Source organism: Terribacillus saccharophilus, from assembly GCF_002272075.1.
Lineage (GTDB): Bacteria > Bacillota > Bacilli > Bacillales > Amphibacillaceae > Terribacillus > Terribacillus saccharophilus_A.
Window position 1 is genome coordinate 16,211 of the sequence record NZ_NPBJ01000037.1, and the last position, 18,169, is coordinate 34,379.

At 46.0% G+C, this 18,169-nt stretch carries 21 protein-coding genes; 3 read left to right on the plus strand and 18 right to left on the minus strand.

Annotation, left to right across the window (positions count from 1 at the left end):
• Nucleotides 1-98: 98 nt before the first annotated feature.
• Nucleotides 99-569 carry a collagen-like protein gene (locus CHH48_RS16840; protein WP_371809661.1) on the plus strand — a complete coding sequence of 157 codons (471 nt, stop codon included), beginning with the start codon at nt 99-101 and terminating at the stop codon, nt 567-569.
• A gap of 38 nt (nt 570-607) precedes the next feature.
• On the opposite strand, the gene CHH48_RS16845 is transcribed toward CHH48_RS16840, so the two are convergent.
• From CHH48_RS16845 to CHH48_RS16900, 12 genes are all read right to left on the minus strand, one after another.
• Nucleotides 608-1,918: a TRAP transporter large permease gene (locus tag CHH48_RS16845; protein ID WP_095220546.1), complete on the minus strand. Its 1,311-nt coding sequence runs from the start codon at nt 1,916-1,918 to the stop codon at nt 608-610.
• Entirely contained in the window at nt 1,915-2,406 is a 492-nt protein-coding gene (locus CHH48_RS16850; RefSeq protein WP_176466498.1) for a TRAP transporter small permease, read from the minus strand. The genes CHH48_RS16845 and CHH48_RS16850 overlap by 4 nt, the downstream gene beginning before the upstream one ends.
• A gap of 16 nt (nt 2,407-2,422) precedes the next feature.
• A complete protein-coding gene (locus CHH48_RS16855) occupies nt 2,423-3,436 on the minus strand; it encodes a TRAP transporter substrate-binding protein (protein WP_095220544.1) in 1,014 nt (337 codons plus the stop codon).
• Nucleotides 3,437-3,497: 61 nt separating this feature from the next.
• On the minus strand, nt 3,498-4,688 hold the full coding sequence (locus CHH48_RS16860; RefSeq protein ID WP_095220543.1) for a Gfo/Idh/MocA family protein: 1,191 nt from the start codon (nt 4,686-4,688) through the stop codon (nt 3,498-3,500).
• A complete protein-coding gene (locus CHH48_RS16865) occupies nt 4,685-5,779 on the minus strand; it encodes a Gfo/Idh/MocA family protein (protein ID WP_245840425.1) in 1,095 nt (364 codons plus the stop codon). Before CHH48_RS16865 ends, CHH48_RS16860 begins: the two co-directional genes overlap by 4 nt.
• Nucleotides 5,780-5,792: 13 nt before the next feature.
• Nucleotides 5,793-6,611, minus strand: a complete 819-nt coding sequence (locus CHH48_RS16870; protein ID WP_095220542.1) for a sugar phosphate isomerase/epimerase family protein — start codon at nt 6,609-6,611, stop codon at nt 5,793-5,795.
• Nucleotides 6,608-7,783 (minus strand): dihydrodipicolinate synthase family protein, encoded by a 1,176-nt coding sequence (locus CHH48_RS16875; RefSeq protein WP_095220541.1) that lies wholly within the window; start codon nt 7,781-7,783, stop codon nt 6,608-6,610. Before CHH48_RS16875 ends, CHH48_RS16870 begins: the two co-directional genes overlap by 4 nt.
• A 13-nt stretch (nt 7,784-7,796) precedes the next feature.
• Nucleotides 7,797-8,948 (minus strand): Gfo/Idh/MocA family protein, encoded by a 1,152-nt coding sequence (locus CHH48_RS16880; RefSeq protein ID WP_095220540.1) that lies wholly within the window; start codon nt 8,946-8,948, stop codon nt 7,797-7,799.
• An 81-nt stretch (nt 8,949-9,029) separates the two neighbouring features.
• Nucleotides 9,030-9,818: a helix-turn-helix transcriptional regulator gene (locus tag CHH48_RS16885; RefSeq protein ID WP_095220539.1), complete on the minus strand. Its 789-nt coding sequence runs from the start codon at nt 9,816-9,818 to the stop codon at nt 9,030-9,032.
• 76 nt (nt 9,819-9,894) lie between these two features.
• Nucleotides 9,895-11,223 carry a hemolysin family protein gene (locus CHH48_RS16890; RefSeq protein WP_095220538.1) on the minus strand — a complete coding sequence of 443 codons (1,329 nt, stop codon included), beginning with the start codon at nt 11,221-11,223 and terminating at the stop codon, nt 9,895-9,897.
• Between the two features lie 178 nt (nt 11,224-11,401).
• Entirely contained in the window at nt 11,402-11,791 is a 390-nt protein-coding gene (locus CHH48_RS16895) for a sporulation protein (RefSeq protein ID WP_095220537.1), read from the minus strand.
• A 257-nt stretch (nt 11,792-12,048) separates the two neighbouring features.
• On the minus strand, nt 12,049-12,573 hold the full coding sequence (locus CHH48_RS16900; protein ID WP_245840426.1) for a DinB family protein: 525 nt from the start codon (nt 12,571-12,573) through the stop codon (nt 12,049-12,051).
• A 274-nt stretch (nt 12,574-12,847) separates the two neighbouring features.
• Between CHH48_RS16900 and CHH48_RS16905 the strand changes: the two genes are divergently transcribed.
• Both CHH48_RS16905 and CHH48_RS16910 read left to right on the plus strand, forming a co-directional pair.
• Nucleotides 12,848-13,486 (plus strand): serine/threonine protein kinase, encoded by a 639-nt coding sequence (locus tag CHH48_RS16905; RefSeq protein WP_095220535.1) that lies wholly within the window; start codon nt 12,848-12,850, stop codon nt 13,484-13,486.
• 13 nt (nt 13,487-13,499) lie between these two features.
• A complete protein-coding gene (locus CHH48_RS16910) occupies nt 13,500-13,910 on the plus strand; it encodes a hypothetical protein (protein WP_095220534.1) in 411 nt (136 codons plus the stop codon).
• 57 nt (nt 13,911-13,967) lie between these two features.
• Here CHH48_RS16910 and CHH48_RS16915 read toward each other — a convergent pair whose 3' ends face one another.
• The 6 genes from CHH48_RS16915 to CHH48_RS16940 all read right to left on the minus strand — a co-directional run bounded on the left by CHH48_RS16915 (nt 13,968) and on the right by CHH48_RS16940 (nt 18,163).
• Nucleotides 13,968-14,240 (minus strand): HU family DNA-binding protein, encoded by a 273-nt coding sequence (locus tag CHH48_RS16915; protein ID WP_038557662.1) that lies wholly within the window; start codon nt 14,238-14,240, stop codon nt 13,968-13,970.
• A gap of 241 nt (nt 14,241-14,481) precedes the next feature.
• Nucleotides 14,482-15,951 (minus strand): nicotinate phosphoribosyltransferase, encoded by a 1,470-nt coding sequence (locus CHH48_RS16920; RefSeq protein WP_095220533.1) that lies wholly within the window; start codon nt 15,949-15,951, stop codon nt 14,482-14,484.
• Nucleotides 15,952-16,115: 164 nt separating this feature from the next.
• On the minus strand, nt 16,116-16,298 hold the full coding sequence (locus CHH48_RS16925; RefSeq protein WP_095220532.1) for a YolD-like family protein: 183 nt from the start codon (nt 16,296-16,298) through the stop codon (nt 16,116-16,118).
• 203 nt (nt 16,299-16,501) lie between these two features.
• Nucleotides 16,502-16,807 (minus strand): DUF3219 family protein, encoded by a 306-nt coding sequence (locus tag CHH48_RS16930; RefSeq protein ID WP_095220561.1) that lies wholly within the window; start codon nt 16,805-16,807, stop codon nt 16,502-16,504.
• Nucleotides 16,808-16,877: 70 nt separating this feature from the next.
• Complete coding sequence (locus CHH48_RS16935; protein ID WP_095220531.1) at nt 16,878-17,639, minus strand: MerR family transcriptional regulator; 762 nt, start codon at nt 17,637-17,639, stop codon at nt 16,878-16,880.
• Between the two features lie 89 nt (nt 17,640-17,728).
• Nucleotides 17,729-18,163, minus strand: a complete 435-nt coding sequence (locus tag CHH48_RS16940) for an NUDIX domain-containing protein (protein ID WP_095220530.1) — start codon at nt 18,161-18,163, stop codon at nt 17,729-17,731.
• Nucleotides 18,164-18,169: the final 6 nt, after the last annotated feature.

Below are 18,169 nucleotides of genomic sequence, written 5' to 3' on the forward strand. Positions count from 1 at the left end.
CCCAAGCTATGTATATGAGAAACCAGAAAAATAGGATAGGCAAGCTACCCTTGCACAGATGCCTACATACGATGAAGGAGAAGCAAGAAGGGAGAATGATGATGTATAACGAAAATGATGATAAACAAGAACAGCAACGACAAATTCAATTTCCAGGCGGACCTGGTTTTGGCGGTCCTGGTGGCCCCGGCGGACCTGGCTCAGGCGGTCCCGGTTTCGGTGGTCCTGGATTTGGGGGCGGGCAGGGCGGCTTTCCAGGCGGACCTCCTCCAGGAAGCGGCGGACAGCAGGGGCAATTCGGACCTCCCGGACCTCCTCCATCTCAAATTCCACAGCTGCAGTCAGTAGGCGCAGGTGGCCCTTCTACCTTTGCTGTAGATCCGGGTGGAATCCGTTTCTGTCTTTTCCGATACACTTACATGCAGCTTGAAAACGGGCAGCGCTTCTGGTACTATCCAGTATTTGTCGGTCGCACTTCCATTGCCGGCTTCCGTTGGCGCCCACAGCAGTTCCGCTGGCAGTATTTTGGCATCGACCTCAGACGTGTTGCGGCATTTAGCTGCTTCTAGGCACTAATAAAAAGGCCTTCTCAGAAGAAGGCCTTTTTTTATTTATCCAGTACACCCATAAGTTCTGGCAGCCACAAACTAAGAGCTGGGATATAGGCAACAGCTAGAAAAGCAAGAATGACTGGGATATAGAAGAGCAAGAGCGGTTTGGTAACTTGTTCGATTGTAACGTTCCCTACTTTAGCCCCTATAAAGAGCACTGTTCCAACTGGCGGTGTAATTGTGCCAATTGCAAGACCCATGGACATAATCATTCCGAAATGGACAGGGTGAACACCTATCTCCAAAGCAATCGGCAGGAGTATCGGCGTAAAGATAAGCAAAGCTGGCGCAATATCCATGAATGTACCGACAAGCAACAGCAAAAGCACCATAATTAGTATTAAAATCATCGGACTATCACTGAGTTGGAGTATCCCTGAACTAACTAGCTGTGGCAGTTTGGAATAAGATAGTATCCAAGACATTGCTGAGGAAGCACCAATAAGCAATAAGATGACGCCTGAAAAAATGACTGTATCTCGAAGTATTACAGGTACATCCTTCCACTTTAAGCTTCGATACAACAAACATAGTACCACTGCATAGAGAATGGCGACAGCCGCTCCTTCCGTTGCTGTGAACACACCGAGTGATATTCCTCCGATAACAACGACAATAAGCAAAAGACTAGGAATTGCATCTAATATCACTTTAGCTGCCTGAGTAAAGCGGATTGGTTCAGAAACCGCATAACCTTTGCGTTTCGCGATGATATAAGCTGTAATCATGATCAAAACTGCCATAAGTATACCAGGCAGGTAACCCGCAATGAACAAAGCCCCGATTGAGGTACCCCCACTAAGGACTGAATAAATGATCGGGGTGCCGCTTGGAGGGATAATTAATCCTGCCGGGGCAGATGCGACATTTACAGCTGCCGAGTATGTAGGGTCGTATCCCTCTTTTTTCTGTAAGGGAGACATGATTTTACCCATGGTTGCTGCAGAAGCTATAGCAGAGCCGGACAAGGCTCCGAACAATGTGTTACCAATAACATTTGTGTGAGCCAAGGAGCCTGGCAGTCGCCCCGCCAGTAGCTTTGCAAAGTTGATCAGCCGTTGCGCGATTCCACCTGTATTCATGATACTGCCTGCTAATGTGAAGAAAATCAGCGACAGCAGCACGAAGCTGTCAATCCCGGTAACGAACTGCTGCGAGACAACAATCAAGATTTCATCAAAAGGGAGCAGCATCATTCCTGCAATCAAAGTTGACAAGCCAATACTGATGGCGATTGGAACACCGAAGAAAATGAGCAGGAAGAAAAGCGCGAACAGAACGATCCCTGCAAAAACGATACTTGTCATGCTGCATCCCTCCCTCTAGCAGCTTCATTGCGTGCCATGAGTCGATTCGTGACTATATAATAGACACTCAGCAAGCCAGACAATGGCAGCGCAGCATATACATATCCCATCGGCAGACCGAGGACTGGTGAAGTCTGTGTCATGGAAGCAAGCATCAGCTGTGTTCCGCCAACAATAAAGACCATTACCATGAACACTAGTACCGTCACTTCAATAATAATCTCGGCTGCTTTTTTATCCTTTGCATGTTTCCATTTTGACATCAAGAACGTCAGCGCAATATGTTCTTTCACCCCGAAAGCATAACTGGCTCCAAGCAGCCCTACCCAGATGAAGGAAAATCGCAGTACCTCTTCTGTGAACACGCTCGGATTTTGCAGGACAAAACGAGTGAAGACCTGCCATATTGCACCTGCGACCAAGAAGACGGTTAGCGTACAAGTCACTAGCAAAATACATCTATCCACCCAATATCGTACTTTTTCCACCTTGTTCAGCTCCTCTTCATTTACTGTACGCCGCGATGTCATCCAGCACTTCAGCCACTTCCGGGTCTTCTCGCCTTTCTTCGATCAGCGGCTGTACCAGTTCCTTGAAAGGCTCCTGATCAAGCTCATTGAAGGTAACATCCATCTCATCTTCTGCTTGCTTAATGCTCTCTTCAATCAGCTGGTCCCAACGCGCATTATGGTTTTCCGAGGAGATTGCTGCTGATTCCTCGACTGCCTGCTGCTGCTCCGGACTCAGACTGCCCCATGTCTTCTCACTCATAATTAGAAAATCCGGAATTCGCGTATGTTCATCGTAAGAAAAGTATTTGGCTACCTCGCCATGGTTCGCATCGGTAAGAGCAATCGGACTGCTTTCCGCCCCATCAATGACACCTTGCTGCAGTCCTGTATATACTTCCGGCGCAGGCAGCGGCGTCGGGGAAGCTCCAAGCAGTTCCATCGTACGGATTGATGTTGTATTCGTCATCGTACGAATCTTCAGCCCATGCAAGTCCTCTGGCTTTTCAATTGGCGTGTCTGCTGTATAAAAGCTCCTTGCACCTGCATCGTAATAAGCGATACCATGCAGACCAATCGTCTCCAGTTCTTCATAAAGGTCTTTTACAATATCGGACACCATAACTCGTTTAAAATGCTCTTCATCTTCGAATACATAAGGCAAACTGAAAACGGAGAAATCAGAGTAGAAACTCTCAAGCACACCGCCATTCACTTTGGCCATATCGACTACTCCATTCTGGACAAGCTCCAACATTACCCGTTCGTCACCAAGTCCGCCTTCTGTGTATATATCTGTCGTCAATACACCTTCTGTACGCTGCTCCAACTCGCCGCTGAATTCCTCCAGACTGGCATATACAGGACTATTCGGATTATGAATATGTCCCATCGTCAGCTTTCTCGTCTCATGGCCAGCAGCATCTGTAGCCGGAGCGACAACCATCAGCACACCTATGCTAAGCAGCAGAACAGCAAGAATTAGCCACGTTGTTTTTGCTCGTTTCATGTTTCACCCTCCACAAGTTATTATAAAGCGCTTACAATTGATGGCATTCTACAGGCTGTGATTAGACGCTCCTCTTCTGGATTGGCAGAATCACATCAGCCTGTTTAGCTGGCTTGCTCCAAGGTATTTGTAATTCATATGGCAGTTTTCCACTCATAAAACATGCATTCATCGTCTGCTCTAAATTGATGACAGTTTGGAGCTTGCCTGCTGTTTGTTTGATTGCTTCTTCTGGAAAACGCTCTCCAGCCGAAATATTCTGGTGCAATGCCTCAATTATCGCCGCATGACCGAGCGCAGTCTCATACGTGCATGGAATGTCCCTGCCATCTGTAAGTGCAGCGATGCAATAATCCAATTTATCCAGATGGTTGGCCTGCGGATTTCCATAAATCTTTTCCTGTCCATCTTTCGTGTATGCCGTGATAATGCCTTGATCGAGATTGCAATCATAGACGATATAGCCTTTTTCGAAAGTATATAAGAATTGTGGTCCTTGCTCTGTTGCTGTTGCATGCGATCCATAAAAAAGCAGCTCGCATCCGGAATCCGTTTGCAGACGGATGGCACACGTATCGAAAGTTTCGATATCGTTTGCCCGATACAGTTCGGCTTCCAGGCGTTTGACTCTCGCCGTTTCTTGCAGTTCATGCCCGAGCACAAAAAGCATATTATGGATGAAGTGGGCAGCTGCATTATTGGCTACACTATCACGTATTTGCCGTCCATCAGGCGTCATCAGCTTTCCCGACCAAGATGAACGTGTAAAATATGCTTCATCCCGCGGCCACAGTACCACTGTTTTCATCTGCTGCGGCTTCCCATAGAGTCCCTTCCGGATATCTTCCTTAAGCTCTAAAATTGGGGCAGTGAACGACCAGTTGAAACCAATTGCAGCCCACTTTCCTGATTCCGAGATAGCTTGCTCCCACTTCATTTGATCTCGCATATCAGCAAAGATCGGTTTTTCGCAAAGAACATTTGAGCCATGTCGTAGTGTAAAGATCGCCTGCTCCGTATGCAAATGAATAGGTGTGGCGATGATGGCTAGATCCGCTTGATTGTTTTGATAAAAAACGTCCAGCGTAGAAAATATCGGGATTCCACGCTGCTTTACTTGTTCCAAAAGTCTGCTTTTCTCCGGATGGATTTCCACGATACCAGCGAATGTGATGTCCTCACGCTTCAACAATGCATCCAAGTAATGCTCACCGTATCCATTCATCCCAATTAAAACAACCGCTTGCTTCATCGCTTCTCCCCTACCTTTGTCAGGCTGATTGCCTGCTCCTGTGCCTGGATTGCCAGAGCCGCAGCCCGGAAAGTATGTTCCTGACTCATTGCTGATTCCGTCCCTTGCTGACAATCGGTAATCAATTGTTTGAAATACGAAATTCCTACCTTTCCCTTAGCCGAAAAGTAGACTTCCTCCTGATCCGTCACCACATACAGATGCTCCCCTTCTGCCGTGCGTGCTACATCCGTGTATTTTCGCAGTTCCACAAACCCGTTTGTGCCGTGCAGCACTGTTCGTCCGTCTCCCCAGACCCGAAGTCCATCGGGCGTGAACCAGTCAACACGGAAATATTGGCTTACACCGGTGTTCGTTACAAGTGTTGCATCACCGAAATCCTGCCATGCACCATATTGCGGATGGGTATAATTCGCCACCTTACTATGCAGCACCTCAGCCTCTTTACTTCTCGCATAATGAAGCAGCTGCTCAATCTGATGACTGCCAATATCACATAAAATACCGCCATTTTTCACCGGATCAAAAAACCAATTCGGCCTTGTGTCTGCCTGCAGCCGATGAGGACCCGAACCAGTAAGCTGGAATAAGTCTCCGATCAAACCTTCTTGTAAGATGTTATCTGCCAGCAGCGCCGCCTCCACAGCCAATCGTTCACTATAAAACACCGCCCATTTCTTTCCTGTACGGCGCACCGCTTCCTCGGCCGCATGCAATTGAGCCATTGTAGTAAAAGGCGCCTTTGCAGAAAGAAAATGCTTCTCGTGCTCCAACACCCGGATGCCTAATGCCCCGCGCTCCGACGGCACAATACTAGTTGCAACCAAATCCACTTCGCTCTGCAGAATCTGTGATAGCTCTGAGACTATCTTTCCTGTTCGGAATTTCTGTTGAAGAGCACTTGCTTGATCCAGATTCCTGTCATAGATGTGCATTAGCTGTGCCCCTGCGTCCAAGAGCCCTTGTACCATACTGTAGATATGCGGATGATCAAGGCCAGCCACAGAAAAAGCGAAAGGGACTGTTATCTCAGTGTCACCAGCTCTTGCAGCTTCCTGGGCTAATTCCTCTAATTGATTCAGCAGTGCCATTTTTCAGCTCCCCTTATACGTGCGCCTGATAGCAGCGCTTCATTTGATGGAGCACCTCATCGCCTGGCTGATCCCATATCTCCTGATTGATGATTTCCACTTCGATTGGTCCTTGATAGCCTGCTTCCTCCACCATGCTGCGCATCTCACGCAGATTGATGACGCCATCTCCCATCATAGCTCGCCCCTTGAACATATCCTTCATCGGCACCTTCCAATCTGACACATGGAAACCTAATATCTTACCCTTCGCCCGATCAATTTGGTGTTTCAGCTCTGGATCCCACCAAACATGGAAGGCATCCACTACTACCCCAAGATGATCTGATTGCAGCTTCTCCGCTATAGTGTTGGCCTGCCCTAGTGTATTGATGACGGAGCGATCGGCCGCATACATCGGATGAAGCGGCTCAATCCCAAGCTTCACACCCAGTTCTTCCGCATATGGGAGTATCGCTTCTATTCCTGCCTCGACCCAATGTCGAGCCTGGGCGATATTTTTGTCCGAAGCCGGACCGCATACAAGCACTAGCACATCTGTCCCCAATGTCTTCGCATCTTCAATTGCCCGTTTGTTGTCATCTATACGCTGCTGCCTCTCACGCTCTGTAGCTGCAGGAAACATACCGCCACGGCAAAGACTCGACACGCGCAAGCCGTATTCCGTCAACAGCTTTTTTGCCTCTTTCACACCAATTTCCTCAAGCTTATGCCGCCAAATGGATATCCAGTGGATATCATGCCGAGCACAGCCTTGGATCGCTTCGGTCAGCGACCAGTTTTCTGTCGTAATCTGATTCAAACTGAGAAGCTGCAAATCAGCCTTTGTCATGACATCACCTTCTGTTCAATACCCGCCAGCTTCAGTACGAGCTGCATCCGTTCTGCTGCAAGCGCTGGATCCACTAGGACTCCCGCTTGATCAGCAAGCCTGAACAGCTCACTCAAATGGAGAACCGACCGGGCGCCTTCTGCACCGCCGATCATCCGGAAATGTGATTGATACCCATTCAGATATGCCAGGAAAACAACACCTGTTTTGTAGGCGTATGTTGGCGTTTCAAAGATATGCCTTGCAAGCGGCACCGTTTTATCGAAGATTTCTCGATATCGGTCCAGGTCTTCTGCATCAAGTGCACGCAGTGCCTCGGAAGCTGCTGGTGCAATTGCATCAAAGATACCGAGCAGCGCATGGCTATATTGGTCTCCATCACCTTGGATCAACTCTGGATAATTAAAATCATCTCCTGTATACATCCGAACCGATGCCGGAAGTTTCGCTCGCATTTCAATTTCCTTGTCCTTATCGAGCAAAGAGATCTTGATTCCGTCGATTTTTCCTTCATACTGATAGATCAGCTCCAGACAGTCATCCATTGCACGGCTGATCGTTTCTGATCCCCAGTAGCCAGTCAATTTCGGATCGAACATCGGACCGAGCCAATGGAGGATAACCGGTTTCTGCACTCCGTCAAGCACGTGCCCGTATACGTCCTTGTAATCCGCTGCGGATCGTGCACTGGCAGCCAACGCTCGGCTCGCCATCAAGATGATCTGGCTCCCGGTTCCTTCGACGAATGTGCATTGCTCTTCGTAAGCCTGCTTGATCTCCGACATCGTATACGTACTGTCAGCCGGCAAATGATCCGTACCAGCTCCTGAAGCAAGCAATGCCTTCTCTTTTTTCGCTTCCTTTGCACTTATGGAAATTAGTTCTTTCGCCATCTCATATGTGAGACCCATGCCTCGCTGCGCTGTATCCATTGCCTCCGCTACGCCGAAACCAAGCTTCCACAGCGCTTTCCGATATTCTAAAGTTGCATCCCAATCAATCGCACCGCCTAAAATAGGGTGTGCTTCAGAATGCGCATCCGCAACGACATGAGCAGCAGAATAAGCTGTTCTTGCCCGAAAAGCTCCTTCTGTCGGGTAAGTGGAAGCTGAATGGACAAGTGTATACGCCTCTAACAAATGACCTTGCTTCGGTAAAAGAATCGTTGTCATGCTGCTTCCTCCTTTATACTTCCAGACTCGGAACAGTGACCCATTTCTTCTCGCGCCATGCTTCTAGCCCCAAATCTGACAGCTGGGTACCTTTTGCTCCCTCCAGCAAATCCCAAGGGAATGCCGCACCTTCTTCCACATGCTTCAAAAACAGCTCCCATTGAATCTTGAATCCATTGTCGTACGTACGATTCTCCGGCAATGACTCCCACTGGGAACGGAAATCAATTGCATTAGGTATATCCGGATTCCACACAGGCTTCGGCGTTGTCACACGATGCTGGACCTTGCAATCTCGCAGACCAGCTACTGCGCTTCCAAGCGTCCCATCCACTTGGAAAGTTACCAGATCATCCCGGTCAACTCTTGTCGTCCAAGAAGAGTTTGCCTGTACAACTATTCCGTTCTTAAGGGCAAAAATTGCATATGCCGCATCATCTGCTGTTGCTTTATAACGATTGCCGGCTTCATCCACCCTATAAGGAATATGAGTCGCACCAAGGCAAGTCAGACTGTCGATTTCTCCAAAGAGATGGTCGATGACATAACGCCAGTGTGCGAACATATCAACAATGATACCGCCGCCGTCTTCTGCACGATAATTCCAGCTTGGACGCTGCGCCTCCTGCCAATCGCCTTCGAATACCCAATAGCCGAAGTCCAGCTTTACGGACAGGATCTCCCCGAAGTAATTGCTATCGATCAGATGCTTCAGCTTCAGCAACCCAGGCAGGAAAAGCTTATCTTGCACTACCCCGTTTTTCACACCAGCCTCCCGTGCCAACCTGGCCAGCTCCAGGGATCCTTCCAAGCTAGTAGCCGTCGGTTTCTCACAATAAATATGCTTACCTGCTTCAATTGCCTGCTTGATGCTGGCTTCGCGGCGATTAGTCGTTTGTGAATCAAAATAAATCAGGTTATAGTCATCAGCCAAAGCAGTCTTCAAATCAGTACTGTAGCGCTCTACACTATTCTCACTGGCAAGTTTAGCAAGCTTCTCTTCATTCCGCCCGACAAGAATCGGATCCGGCAGCAAACGATCTCCGTTCGAAAGCAGCACACCGCCCTCTGCACGAATTGCTGCAATTGATCGGATAAGATGCTGATTTGTTCCCATTCTTCCTGTAACACCGTTCATGATTATCCCAATTTTCTTCGTCGCCATTCTTACGCCCTCCCATTATCCATATTAAGGATAGTATAAGTAAAGCGTTTACATTTTTCTTATCATTCTTTTCTTAGATTCTCAATTTCGGAAATCATCTGTTGTCCGTCGATAAACATTTGGCGTCACACCGACATATTTCTTAAAGACACGATAAAATGTCGAGACCGCTTCAAATCCAACTTCAAAGCAGATGGAAACAATTTCTCTGTCAGATTCTCGCAGCATTTTTTTCACCTTTAACAGTCGCACTTCTGTCAGGAACTGATAAGGAGTCGTATCATACATTTCTTTGAAAATCTGATTCATGTACCGGCTGCTCACACCTGCTTTGGCCGCAACTTCTTCCATACTGGCAATCTCAAAATATCGTGTTTCCAAGTGATGCTTAAGCCACTTTGCCCTTCTTGTATTTGTATCCTGTGTCGTATCTTCCTGCTGCATGATAGCAAGCTGATAAAGCACCTGAGCCAGCAGAAGCTTCAGTCCCATCGTATGAATGGGGTGGTTTTGGGATTGTTCGAATAGCATCTTTCGCAGCAGCTGACGGAGCTCACTGCTTTCGAACAGAGATAGGTTCAAGACACGGGATACTGCAAACACTGGCTCGACGAGATAAGAAACAACGTCCTCCGCCAAATGGCGGATATCGAATTCCAACACGAGCACCGTCATCTTCGAATGAGCTTGGATTCCATGATCTGTATGTGGAGAGATGAGCATGATGCTGTCAGGCAGAAGATTCTGGCTCCTGATGTCCAATTCACATTCTCCTTCTCCATCCAGTACATAAAGCAGCTGATGTGTGTCATGCTGATGCCTGGCCACCTCATTCTTTTCCTGATGTTTATTTTCATAAAGTCTGATCATCTTGTCTGTTTACCTCCAATAGAAAAAGGCCGGGATGCATAGGAGGCATCCCGGCCTTTTTCTTTATTAACGATTCTTAAGCTTCCAGCATCGGAAGCTGTTCTTGTTCCAGGATGCGCAGTTCAATCATAAGGATCTGATGGTTATCCATTTCGATAACCTCCCACTCATTTCCTGCTACATCCACCACAGTCGTTTGAGAATCTACTTCGTCATTTTTGACGAAAATCCAGCCTCCGATTGTATCGACATCTTCCCGATTGTCGAACACAGAGCCAAATTGATCCTCCAGATCATCCAATAGTACACGACCATTGATATGGTACGTACGGTCAGATACTTCCTGGATATCCGGCACTTCATCTTCATCGAATTCGTCATGGATTTCCCCGACGATCTCTTCCAGAATATCCTCCATCGTCAGAATACCTGCGGTTCCGCCGTATTCATCCACTACGAGTGCAATATGCACGCGTTCAGTCTGCATCTTCAAAAGAGCATCCTGCAAGGATGTTCCTTCATGAATAAGCGGCAGCTCATGGATGAAGTTAGGCAGACTCTGTCTTCTGCCTGCTGCAAAATCCGTAAGCATTTCCTTCACATTGACGAAACCGATGATATGGTCTTTATCTCCATCCTCTGTCACAAGATAACGCGTGAATTGATGTTCATCGATGATCTCGATCACTTCTGCAGCTGTCATGGATTTCTCCAAGGTGACCACCTGTGTCCGCGGCACCATGATATCCTTTGCCACACGTTCGTCGAATGTGAAAATATTTTCCATATAACTAAGTTCTGTTTTGTTGATTTCACCACTTTGATAGCTTTGCGTCATAATAATACGCAGTTCCTCTTCCGAATGTGCTGATTCATGAGCAGCTGGCTTCACGCCGAACAACTTCAAAAATACACGAGCAGAACCATTCAGCAAATAGATGAACGGAGCCATTAGCTTACCAAACCAATACAACGGCGGACCTAGAATTAATGTCAATTGCTCCGTGTACTGAATCGCTAGTGTTTTCGGCGCCAATTCACCAATTACTACGTGTAAGAAAGTGACTGACGCAAAAGCAATGGCGTAGGAAAGCAAGGTGGAAACAGATTCAGACAACCCTAAATCATTGAACAGCGGGTGCAGTATTTTCTCTACTGTAGGTTCACCTAACGCACCTAGTACAAGCGCCGTTACAGTGATACCCAGCTGGCAGGCTGACAAGTAATAATCAAGATTATTCACTAGCTTACTGACAATGATTGCCCGTTTGTTACCTTCTGCAACAAGCTGGTCGATCCGTGACATACGGACCTTCACAACTGAAAACTCTGCACCTACGAAAAAGGCTGTAAAAATGATGAATAACACTACTAAACTTAAATTAATGACTATTGATGGGTCCAATTAGTTCCCTTCGTTAATTGAAGGGACTCACCTCGCTTATTTGTTTGATAGTTTACAAGCAGATTAATAAAATAGCTGCGACACCTCGACGAGGAGCAGCGCCAGCAAAACTTCTGTTATATAAGGTTATTATCTTCAGCAAAGCCTTCCCAATGCAATCTCCTCCTTCTTATAGCGTCTACGCTAATATCTGTACTTGCCTATCATCTTTCGTACATTTTTCATTGGCGAACACGAGCTTTGTCTGCAGCTCATAGACCAATGCACTGGAGCTTGGTTCCAATTCCTCCGGCAAACGGAATGTGAACGGCTTCTTCATTTGTTCATTTGATTTCAATTGCTTGGTCATAAAAATGCTTAGTACATTCTTTATATTCACTATTTTATCGTTTGCACTGTTTTTTATAACCAAATCGCAATCCAATCTGTTTAGATTCTGGTCCTTCCAGCCTCCGAGAAGCTGAAAATGTCCCTCGATTTTATCGCCTGCATGATAGCTTGCCTGATTCAGTTCGAGCTTGATGGATGGTGCTCGCAGCTGCATCAGTTCTAAGCATTTCTTCAACACGGAAATAATTCCTCCATTTATGTGTACTAAACGAAAAGGACCCCCACAGTGTGAAGGTCCTGTTTGTAATCAGTCTTCACCAAATTGGCAAAGGTCTGGCAAACAACTTAACGTTGTCAGTTAAACCGGCGATAGCAAGCTATCACGTGTTGTCGACTTAACTGGAAGCTACTCCCCTTTGGAGCAATCACAATCCTATTCTATTAATCTGCAATATAGCATACACGATTGATTGTTCTCTGTCAATATACCCCAAATCACATGCGGTTGAGCGGATACGTAGCAGAAGCGAAGTAGCGCTCATGAAGGATATTATGGTGATGACGTTCATGGCCCAGCATTATATACGCCAGCGAGCGAACCGATGTGACATGACCGTTTGCCATTCCCTGTCTGACCCAATCCTGATCATACAGTGACTCCAGCAGAGCGATCGTGGATGCACGCACTGCCTTATATTGCGCCAGTAGGCTCGCTACTGTCATCTCCGTGAATTTCGCTTGCAGCACATAGGAATCTTCATGGAAACCTGGCAGCGGCGTCACATCTCCGCGGGCAATGGTAAGCAGTCGATAAGACATAATCCTTTCTGTGTCTGTAAGGTGGCCGATCACTTCCTTGATCGTCCATTTTTCAATATCGTAAGCGAAGCGAGCTTGCTCATCAGTCAGGCCTTGCAGAAGATTGGATGTTTGCCTTTCCTGTTCCTTAAACAGAGCTACTATATTTCCCTCCGGCACAAGTTTCATGTAATCTTGGAAATAAGCAGGATATTCTGTCATACTAGGTCTCTCTTGCATGTAATCACCTTTTTTCTTTATATGATTTCGATTAGATTGGGAAAAAGTAGAACTTTATAGATTGACGATATAGTTATTTTCCCTAAAGGTAAAGGAAACAGTCCCTGATACGATGAAAATAGCCAGAAAGCAGGAAAAGCAGAGATAGGAATTACGGAGGATGGACTAGCTTTTTTACTATTTTATGCACCTACTCTCGTTTTTGTGCGTATGATAATTGTACGAGCCCTTGTTCCAAAGAAAAGGAGTGCTGGAAATGGCTGATTTTGAGCAGATTGCTGAGCAGATTCACATGTCTGGTTCTGATACGATGCCCCATTTAACAGCGTACCCTTCCTCTCTCGTGCTGATCGGGACCGGCAGGAGCGCATTTGCATTCCGCCTTAAGGAATCCTCTAAAGTAATGAAGGTATTTTTTCCTGCCTTCCGTCACGTTGCGGCGGAAGAAGCGGAAATATATAAAACGCTTGAGAACAATCACTTCTTCCCGGATCTTCACGCAGCCGGAAACGGTTATTTAGTAATGGATTATATCCCCGGCCATACACTGTACGATTGCCTTCGTGAGGGGATCCCCATAACAGATCATCATATAGCCGACATTGACAATGCCCTGGCAGGCGCAGCAGCAGAAGGGTTGAATCCATCCGACATTCATTTGCGGAATATCCTGATCACACCTGATGGAGGCATCCGATTAATTGATCCTGCACGATTCCGCCAGCAAAAGCATTGCACACAGTGGGAAGACCTTCACCGGGCCTATGAGAGATTCTACAAGAAAAAGCTATTTCCAAAAAAGGTTCCCGGCTTTTTGCTGGAACTGATTGCCTACCTGTACAAAAGACGAAAATCCTTCACCATCCAAGCACCATCTAATAAAGTCATTCACTAAAGGAGACTTGAACATGACAATCACCATTTCTCAAGCAGAAGCCTATCAGATCGAGCGTATTGCCCATAGCGGTCTGGGAAGAGAGCAAACTGCAAAGCTAATAGACGCAGGTGAATGGTCTACAATTCAGGACAGCTACCCAAAAGCTGATCCAGAAATGCTCCAGTCGCAGAAAAGCAAACTAACAGCCGCTCTGAAGAATGGCTACACCATTTCCTTCCCTACCTTCAATGGTGTACGGAACCTTCTGCATTTGCGCTTCGGTTTAGAGGAGGATAAGGATTACGTTGTAGATGACAAGTCAGTCCAAGGCCTGAAAACAGATGAACCTACAGCTGCCATATTACGTACAATGTTCGAGCCGTTATGGAAAGTGGAAACAAACAGCGGACAACTGTCGATCATCCATATCAGCAAGCTATAAAAAAATACCGACGCACTAGTGTGCGTCGGTATTTTCTATTCCATGAAGGAATCTTTCTTATTTTACAGCTTCTTTGAAATCTTTACCCGCTTTGAAAGCTGGTGCTTTGGAAGCAGGGATTGTGATCTCTTCGCCTGTCTGTGGATTACGGCCAGTACGTGCTGCACGCTCTCTCACTTCGAAAGTACCGAAGCCTACAAGCTGTACTTTCTCTTCTTTTGCTAGTGTTTCAGAGATTGTCTCAAGTAGTGCATCAACTGCTTTGCTTGCATCTTTTTTAGATAGTTCTGCTTGTTGTGCTACTGCTTCTACTAGTTCTGCTTTGTTCATGAAAAACACCTCATTTAATAAATTTATACATAACCTTCACCTGATGTAAAAGCTGTATGTTTTAGATTGATATGCAGGAACATAGCTGTTCCCGTATTTCCTTATTATAGCATGCATCCCTGTGTTCATGGCTATTAATCTGCATTCTTAACATTGCTGCAACAGCATTTTCACAGGTTTTCCTTCAGAAGATAAGAACTGGATGATACAGTTATTCCCAATATACTGAATTGTAACCCTATCAAGTTGTTGTGTGCAAAGATTTTACATGCTCTTTCACTTTCTGGATGTTTGCCATCTTGTTATCCCAGCACTTCTGACTGAGATCGACAGGGTATTCCTCCGGCGCTTTCGGGCGTTTATATTCATCCCATAGCAGAGATAGATTATCTTTCGCATAAGCCTTGATATCTTCAATAGCTGGCAGCTCGTATACAAGCTCGCCGTCATGGAATATTTTTTGATGCAGATCGACTGCATCGTAATTCGTCACAAACTTGCTAACATACGTATGGACTGGATGGAACATCTTCAGATGATCCTCTTCCTGCGGATTTTCATCCTCCATGGCAATGTAGTCGCCTTCGGATTTTTTACTAATCCGATTGACGATCCGGTAAACCTTCTTCAAGCCTGGCGTCGATACCTTCTCCGGATTGGCACTGATTTTGATCGTATCCTGCATAGCACCGTCATCCTCGATGCTCACCAGTTTGTACACTGCACCTAAAGCCGGCTGATCATAAGCAGTTATCAGCTTCGTACCTATACCCCAGATATCGATTTTCGCCCCTTGTGATTTCAAGCTCTGAATCGTTTCTTCGTCCAAATCGTTCGATGCGGAAATCTTCGTTTCAGTAAATCCAGCATCATCCAATGCTTTCCGAGCCTTTTTGGATAAGTAAGCCAAGTCTCCGCTATCAAGTCTGATTGCAGTGAACTTAATCTTATCACCCTGTTCCTTTGCAACACGGATGGCATTTGGTACACCAGAACGAAGCGTATCATATGTGTCGACAAGGAATGTACAATTCGTATGTCGCTCCGCATACTTGGTGAATGCTGTATATTCGTCACGGTAAGCCTGAATCATTGAATGTGCCAATGTCCCCGCTACCGGAATGCCAAACTTCTTGCCCGCACGGACATTCGAAGTAGCCTCAAAACCGCCGATATAGGCTGCTCGTGTACCCCAGACTGCTGCATCCAACTCATGAGCACGACGGCTCCCCATCTCCAGCGCAATCTCATCTCCAAGCAGGAGTTTAATTCTGGATGCCTTTGTCGCAATCAACGTCTGGTAATTGACGATATTCAAAATTGCTGTCTCTACCAGCTGCGCCTCAGCCAGCGGTGCTTCAATCCGCATTAGCGGTTCATTGCTGAAGACCAGCTCCCCTTCTACAACGGAGTAAACTGTCCCCGTAAAGCGCAGATCCTTCAGGTAAGCCAGGAAGTCTTCCCCATAGCCAAGCTCATCCTTTAAGTACGTCAAATCACTCTCTGTGAAACGAAATTGCTGCAAATACTCTATAACGCGTTCCAATCCTGCAAATATGGCAAAGCCATTACCGAACGGCAGCTTGCGGAACGAAACCTCGAACACTGCCTTTCTTTCGTGGACCCCATCACTCCAATACGTCTCCGCCATATTGATTTGATAAAGATCTGTATGTAAAGTCAGTCCATCATCTGGATATTGCGAACTCATGCTTGAAACCTCCACTAATCAGCCCGTTCTTCTGACAGCTGTTTTCCCGTATCCGTTTACATAAGGCAACGGGTATCTTATTTGTTCCATCTATTGTACCGCATAAATGGTAAAAAACATAAAAAAAATGCCGAAAAACATCAAGAGATGCTTTCGGCTGTTTGTTAATGTATATGTTGAATACCCGCGATATGGATTATCATTCGTTTCTTTTCATCATTTTCCAGGCAAAGCGTTTGGTCCAAGAGATTCAGATTATGATATCTTCCGGTAAAGGTTTGCAGCATGCCGTTCTCATAATAAGAGATCGTCATATCACCTGTTTCCTTAAGCGCTTTCAAGATCATCCTCAGCCTCTCCTTTCTGTATACCCTCCACTTTATATTGTTAGTATACGCTATAAAGTAACCGCTTACACATAACAGTGTGACCAATTTGTGAAGTTTTATACATAAAGAAAGGTATCTTTCAAATCATTTATTTCAAGGAAAGATTTCTTTTAGAATAGCCGGGAAATTGCATACTCTCCTTGATGGAGTCAGGAGCTACTTTATAAAGCAGCTCCTGCCTTCTCTTCCAGCACTAGGGAATATTCGCCTACCTGGTTTTTCTCATACAGATTTGTGACACTTGTGCTGTACTGTTTGATTGCTGCTTCGAAAGTAATGTTTGCTTCCGGAACTTCCACTTGGAAATCGTCTTTATACAACAAAACCGCAACATCATGGTATGCCTCACTTGTAACCGGGAACTTGAAGCTGATTTCGTTCAATTCTTTTCCGTTTTTCGTTACATATCTATGTTCATAATCATAAGCCGCCAATTCCATACCATTCACTACCACTTTTTTGTTCATATATATCATCTCTCCTTTTCCAATAAGTGTATCACCTCCTTGCTCCGGTATACAAAAGCTGCGCATGACGTTAAAGCTTTGTATAATGCTGAATACTGTCACGGAGAAATTGAGCTGCTCCTTCCTGGATATTATTTTCGTAATATGCTTTGAAACGTTCATCCTGGACATACATGTCCGCTAAACCTGCATGTGCTTCTTTGGAGTAGGCAGGCCATGTGAATTCCAGCCATTCCCGATGCAGCTCAGCAATCTGTAATGCTTCTGGTCCTGTTGGATCTCCTGCCTGCATTGCACTCTTCAGCTTTTCGAATAAACGCTGCTCGACTGCCTCCATTTTCCTGTACTGTTCCTCAGTCAGACCGCGGAATTTCGCATTGGAAGCCTCTACTGCTTCCTTGCCATATACTTCTCTGATTTCTTCTCCATAATTGGTCTCGTTTTCAGCAATTTTCTCTTCCTTAAAGCCTATGAATTTCTCGCTATCGGTCATCTCTACCTTCCTTTCTATCGCCTGAATGCTTTTTTCAACGTTTCCAAGAAGCATACGGATATGCTCCTGCTTATCCAGCAAACTGTCGCGGTGCTCCTCTAAAGCCTTCTTCCTATCGAAATCCGGAGAATAAATAATGGACTTAATCGTATCCAGATCCAAATCCAACTCTCTAAAAAAAAGAATTTGTTGCAGCAGATCTACTTCTTTCTCCGTGTAAATCCGATAACCGCTCGCATTGATTTCAGCCGGATGCAGCAAACCAATTTGATTGTAATAGCGCAGTGTACGCTTGCTCACACCAGCAAGCTCTGCCAGTTTTTGAACGGTATATGTCATCATGCTTCCCTCCCTATGCTTTACACGATAAACGCTGACGCAGCGTCAACCGCAAGACTTTTTTAAAGAAAAAAGACAAACCGATAAAATCAGTTTGTCTCCAATGTGCTCCGCCACACAGATGCAGGGAGTTGGTTTCCACGCAACGTATTGATAAGTGGATAAGGCTGCAGATCCAGCTCTTCTAATTCTTCTGTGGTTGCCCAAAAGAACCGCAAATGCGGCTCCTGGCTCTCGATCTGCTCCTCATCAATCACCGCTTCAAACACATGCGTCAATTCAAAGTGCATAGTATCTTCATGCTGCCAGCTATGTTCGAAGTCACCGAGGAAGCTAGTAATCTTCCCCTTTACGCCAAGCTCCTCCTGCAGTTCACGCAGCAAGGCAGTTTCAGCACCTTCTCCAATTTCCACATGACCGCCAGGCAAGAAGCTGTTTTGCCACCCTTCAGCCTTGGCAAGCAGGAAGCTGTCTCCTTTTCGGATCACAGCACGGGCAAGGCGGTGAAATTGTTTCTTTTTCATATATTG

Bases quoted from the DNA above. Each gene is read 5' to 3' on its own strand.
- CHH48_RS16840 (WP_371809661.1), top strand. From the start codon at position 99: ATGATGTATAACGAAAATGATGATAAACAAGAACAGCAACGACAAATT.
- CHH48_RS16845 (WP_095220546.1), bottom strand. From the start codon at position 1,918: ATGACAAGTATCGTTTTTGCAGGGATCGTTCTGTTCGCGCTTTTCTTC.
- CHH48_RS16855 (WP_095220544.1), bottom strand. From the start codon at position 3,436: ATGAAACGAGCAAAAACAACGTGGCTAATTCTTGCTGTTCTGCTGCTT.
- CHH48_RS16860 (WP_095220543.1), bottom strand. From the start codon at position 4,688: ATGAAGCAAGCGGTTGTTTTAATTGGGATGAATGGATACGGTGAGCAT.
- CHH48_RS16865 (WP_245840425.1), bottom strand. From the start codon at position 5,779: ATGGCACTGCTGAATCAATTAGAGGAATTAGCCCAGGAAGCTGCAAGA.
- CHH48_RS16870 (WP_095220542.1), bottom strand. From the start codon at position 6,611: ATGACAAAGGCTGATTTGCAGCTTCTCAGTTTGAATCAGATTACGACA.
- CHH48_RS16875 (WP_095220541.1), bottom strand. From the start codon at position 7,783: ATGACAACGATTCTTTTACCGAAGCAAGGTCATTTGTTAGAGGCGTAT.
- CHH48_RS16880 (WP_095220540.1), bottom strand. From the start codon at position 8,948: ATGGCGACGAAGAAAATTGGGATAATCATGAACGGTGTTACAGGAAGA.
- CHH48_RS16885 (WP_095220539.1), bottom strand. From the start codon at position 9,818: ATGATCAGACTTTATGAAAATAAACATCAGGAAAAGAATGAGGTGGCC.
- CHH48_RS16900 (WP_245840426.1), bottom strand. From the start codon at position 12,573: ATGACAGAATATCCTGCTTATTTCCAAGATTACATGAAACTTGTGCCG.
- CHH48_RS16905 (WP_095220535.1), top strand. From the start codon at position 12,848: ATGGCTGATTTTGAGCAGATTGCTGAGCAGATTCACATGTCTGGTTCT.
- CHH48_RS16910 (WP_095220534.1), top strand. From the start codon at position 13,500: ATGACAATCACCATTTCTCAAGCAGAAGCCTATCAGATCGAGCGTATT.
- CHH48_RS16915 (WP_038557662.1), bottom strand. From the start codon at position 14,240: ATGAACAAAGCAGAACTAGTAGAAGCAGTAGCACAACAAGCAGAACTA.
- CHH48_RS16920 (WP_095220533.1), bottom strand. From the start codon at position 15,951: ATGAGTTCGCAATATCCAGATGATGGACTGACTTTACATACAGATCTT.
- CHH48_RS16925 (WP_095220532.1), bottom strand. From the start codon at position 16,298: ATGATCTTGAAAGCGCTTAAGGAAACAGGTGATATGACGATCTCTTAT.
- CHH48_RS16930 (WP_095220561.1), bottom strand. From the start codon at position 16,807: ATGAACAAAAAAGTGGTAGTGAATGGTATGGAATTGGCGGCTTATGAT.
- CHH48_RS16935 (WP_095220531.1), bottom strand. From the start codon at position 17,639: ATGACATATACCGTTCAAAAACTGGCAGAGCTTGCTGGTGTGAGCAAG.
- CHH48_RS16940 (WP_095220530.1), bottom strand. From the start codon at position 18,163: ATGAAAAAGAAACAATTTCACCGCCTTGCCCGTGCTGTGATCCGAAAA.